Below are 3,202 nucleotides of genomic sequence, written 5' to 3' on the forward strand. Positions count from 1 at the left end.
TAAAAAATTATTACCTTACTTTATAAGAAAACACGCCAAGCAAAAGTGAGAAAACAACATTATTTTCTCACAATATTATTTTATCAACATCTTCTAAAAATGTCAAAAAATATTAGCGGTGAGCACAAGGAGTAAAGAGAGTCACAAAGCTGGAGAGTTCAGCAGTAGAGCAGCTATCATCCCCAGAGAAACAAAAAAATAAGGCCTTTTAAATCAGACCTTATTTATTAACTGTTGAATGATATTATTTTTCGATATTATCTTCTTTGATAAAGTAATTGGGACGTTGTTTCGTCTCAAGAAAGACCTTGGACAAGTACTTTCCAATGATACCTAGAGAGAGAAGTTGCAAACCACCAAGCATCAAGATAAGGATAATGAGTGTCGGAAAACCTTGAACAACTTCACCCCAGAGCAGGGTTTTCAAGGTATAAAAAAGGCTCATTAAAACAGAAATTAAAAAGCTGATAAGCCCAATAAATGTAGCCAAACTCAGAGGTGCATCGGAAAAATTAATGATACCGTCGATGGAGTAGTGAAGCAGTCCCCAAAAGCTCCAGGAGGTTTTTCCCGCGACACGTCCTACATTCTTGTACTCTAAGTATGTCACATCATAACCTACCCAGGAGAATAAGCCTTTGGAAAAGCGATTGTGCTCGGGAAGTTCCAAAATACTATCCACTACCTGCCGAGTCATAAGACGATAATCTCGCGCCCCGTCAACCATCTGCGTGCTTGATATTTTATTGATTATCTTATAAAAAGTTTTTGCAAAGAGAGAGCGGATAAAGGGTTCATCCTTGCGTGAAATGCGCCGTGTTCCAACAATATCATAACCCTCCAAAATCTTGGCATACATTTCATTGAGCATATGGGGAGGGTCTTGCAAGTCAGCATCCATAACCGTAACATAGTCACCTGTGGCTACACGTAGCCCAGCCAGAAGAGCGGCTTCTTTGCCGAAATTTCTAGAAAAACTTATATATTTAATGTTGGAATGTTTTTTGCAGAGCGACTTAATCACGTCAAGTGTCCGATCGGAAGAACCATCATTAATAAAATAAAAGGTTTTGTCTAGAGGTAAATCTAAAGTTTGAGCATTGACCTCATCGACAAACAGCTCAAGGGTTTCCTCTTCATTGTAGGAAGGGACAATGATTGACAATGTCGGCTTTTCCATGACTTGCTCCTTTCTCATTTTTAAACCCTCTATACAGATGAGAAGAGTTAAACTTTTAATATTATATCACAGTTTGATTTGACAGTCTGTTCGAGTTTTTTTATTCTGGCATGACAGGCAGTTCTCTTCTGTGGCACTCACTTTTTTGGACATTTAGCTCCTTCTTGACGAATTTTAGTTTTGTGTGTATAATTAGATAATTAAAATAAAAATGATGTAAAAAACAGATAAATATCTGCTAAAAATGTTTATATCAGGCTCTTTTGAACCTTGATAAAAAGGAGAAATAATTGGCTCTCTTTCAAAAGAAAAAATATATTAAGATTAATCCCAATCGTTCGACGGATCAAAAAGAAAGGACTAAACCTGAAGTCCCAGATGAACTTTTTGCCAAATGCCCTGCCTGTAAGCACAGCATCTATAGGCAAGACCTTGGTGCCAGCAAAATCTGCCCACATTGTGGCTATAACTTCCGGATTACCGCTCCGGAGCGTCTGAAACTTTTAGTGGATGCGGATTCGTTTGAAGAAAGGTTTACAGGAATTGAAAGTAAGAATCCATTGGACTTTCCCAACTATGTTGAAAAACTTGCGGCAACGAAAGACAAGACCGGCTTAGATGAAGCAGTCATGACAGGAATGGCGAGGATTAAAGGGCAGAAGGTTGCTCTAGCCATCATGGACTCGACCTTCATCATGGCTTCTATGGGGACAGTTGTTGGTGAAAAAATAACACGTCTTTTCGAGATGGCAACAGCTGAAAAGCTTCCAGTTCTTATTTTTACAGCTTCTGGTGGGGCGCGTATGCAAGAAGGGATTATGTCTCTTATGCAGATGGCGAAGATATCCGCAGCTGTCAAGAAACATTCTACTGCTGGATTGCTCTATATCACTGTTTTAACGGATCCGACTACGGGTGGAGTGACGGCTTCTTTTGCCATGTTGGGAGATATTATCTTGGCAGAACCACAGTCATTGATTGGCTTTGCGGGGCGACGTGTTATTGAGCAAACTGTACGTCAGACCTTGCCAGATGATTTCCAAAAGGCAGAGTTTCTTTTAAAGCATGGTTTTGTAGATGCGATTGTCAAACGTCAAGAACTGCGTGAAAAGCTGGCCTTACTTTTGAAACTTCATGGAGGTGTGAAAAATGTCTGAAATTGCAGAGGTTATTAATAAAGCGCGTGCCAGTGATCGTATAGCTGTCCGGGATATTATCGCGGAACTTTTCACAGATTTTTTTGAACTTCATGGGGATCGACAATTTACAGATGATGAAGCTATTGTTGGAGGAATTGCTTCTTTTCAGGGGCAAGCCATTACTGTGATTGGCATTCAAAAAGGTAAAAATCTTGAAGAAAATTTAGCGACGAACTTTGGCCAACCCAGTCCAAATGGCTATCGAAAAGCCTTACGTCTGATGAAGCAAGCTGAAAAGTTTAAACGTCCGATCCTTACTTTCGTCAACACTGCTGGCGCCTATCCTGGCATTGAGGCAGAAGAACGTGGACAGGGTGAAGCTATCGCCCGCAATCTATATGAGATGTCTGACTTAAAAGTTCCTGTGTTGACGTTTATCACTGGTGAAGGGGGCTCAGGTGGTGCCTTAGCTTTAGCTGTTGCTAACAAGGTTTACATGTTAGAAAATGCCATGTACTCTGTCCTTTCCCCAGAAGGTTTTGCGACCATTCTCTGGAAGGATGGTTCACGGCGTGATGAGGCGGGAGAACTGATGAAGATTAGGGCCGAAGACCAGCTTAAGATGGGGATTATCGAAGGAATTGTTCCCGAAGAAAATCTCATGGAAAACTTGAAGCAGATTATTCAGACGGAACTTCATAACTTGGCACAGCTGTCAGAAGAAGAACTGCAAGAAAGTCGCTACCAACGTTTCAGAAAATATTAGAACAAGAGAGATATGCAAAAAGCTCAAGAACTTGTCGAAAGGACAGGCTTGAGCTTTTTCATTTTACGGATGGCGGGTTTTGAAAGAGTTATGCATCCTTTTCTCATCAAACACTCA

General features: G+C 40.5%; 3 protein-coding genes. 2 read left to right on the top strand and 1 reads right to left on the bottom strand.

Going from position 1 to position 3,202, the window contains the following annotated elements:
• Nucleotides 1-244: 244 nt before the first annotated feature.
• Nucleotides 245-1,180: a glycosyltransferase family 2 protein gene (locus B4H39_RS08935; protein WP_251423993.1), complete on the bottom strand. Its 936-nt coding sequence runs from the start codon at nt 1,178-1,180 to the stop codon at nt 245-247.
• 290 nt (nt 1,181-1,470) lie between these two features.
• Here B4H39_RS08935 and accD point away from each other — a divergent pair, with 290 nt between their 5' ends.
• Both accD and accA read left to right on the top strand, forming a co-directional pair.
• On the top strand, nt 1,471-2,337 hold the full coding sequence (accD, locus tag B4H39_RS08940; protein WP_251423994.1) for an acetyl-CoA carboxylase, carboxyltransferase subunit beta: 867 nt from the start codon (nt 1,471-1,473) through the stop codon (nt 2,335-2,337).
• Nucleotides 2,330-3,085, top strand: coding sequence for an acetyl-CoA carboxylase carboxyl transferase subunit alpha (accA, locus tag B4H39_RS08945; RefSeq protein WP_251423995.1), 756 nt, complete (start codon nt 2,330-2,332; stop codon nt 3,083-3,085). Before accD ends, accA begins: the two co-directional genes overlap by 8 nt.
• The last annotated feature ends 117 nt before the right edge of the window (nt 3,086-3,202 follow it).

Origin of the sequence: Lactococcus sp. UBA7128 (assembly GCF_002492185.1) — a bacterium.
In the GTDB taxonomy this organism is placed as follows: domain Bacteria; phylum Bacillota; class Bacilli; order Lactobacillales; family Streptococcaceae; genus Lactococcus; species Lactococcus muris.

What these genes read in the sequence shown, in the direction of transcription:
- B4H39_RS08935 (WP_251423993.1), bottom strand. Translation starts at nt 1,180, where the DNA reads ATGGAAAAGCCGACATTGTCAATCATTGTCCCTTCCTACAATGAAGAG.
- accA (WP_251423995.1), top strand. Translation starts at nt 2,330, where the DNA reads ATGTCTGAAATTGCAGAGGTTATTAATAAAGCGCGTGCCAGTGATCGT.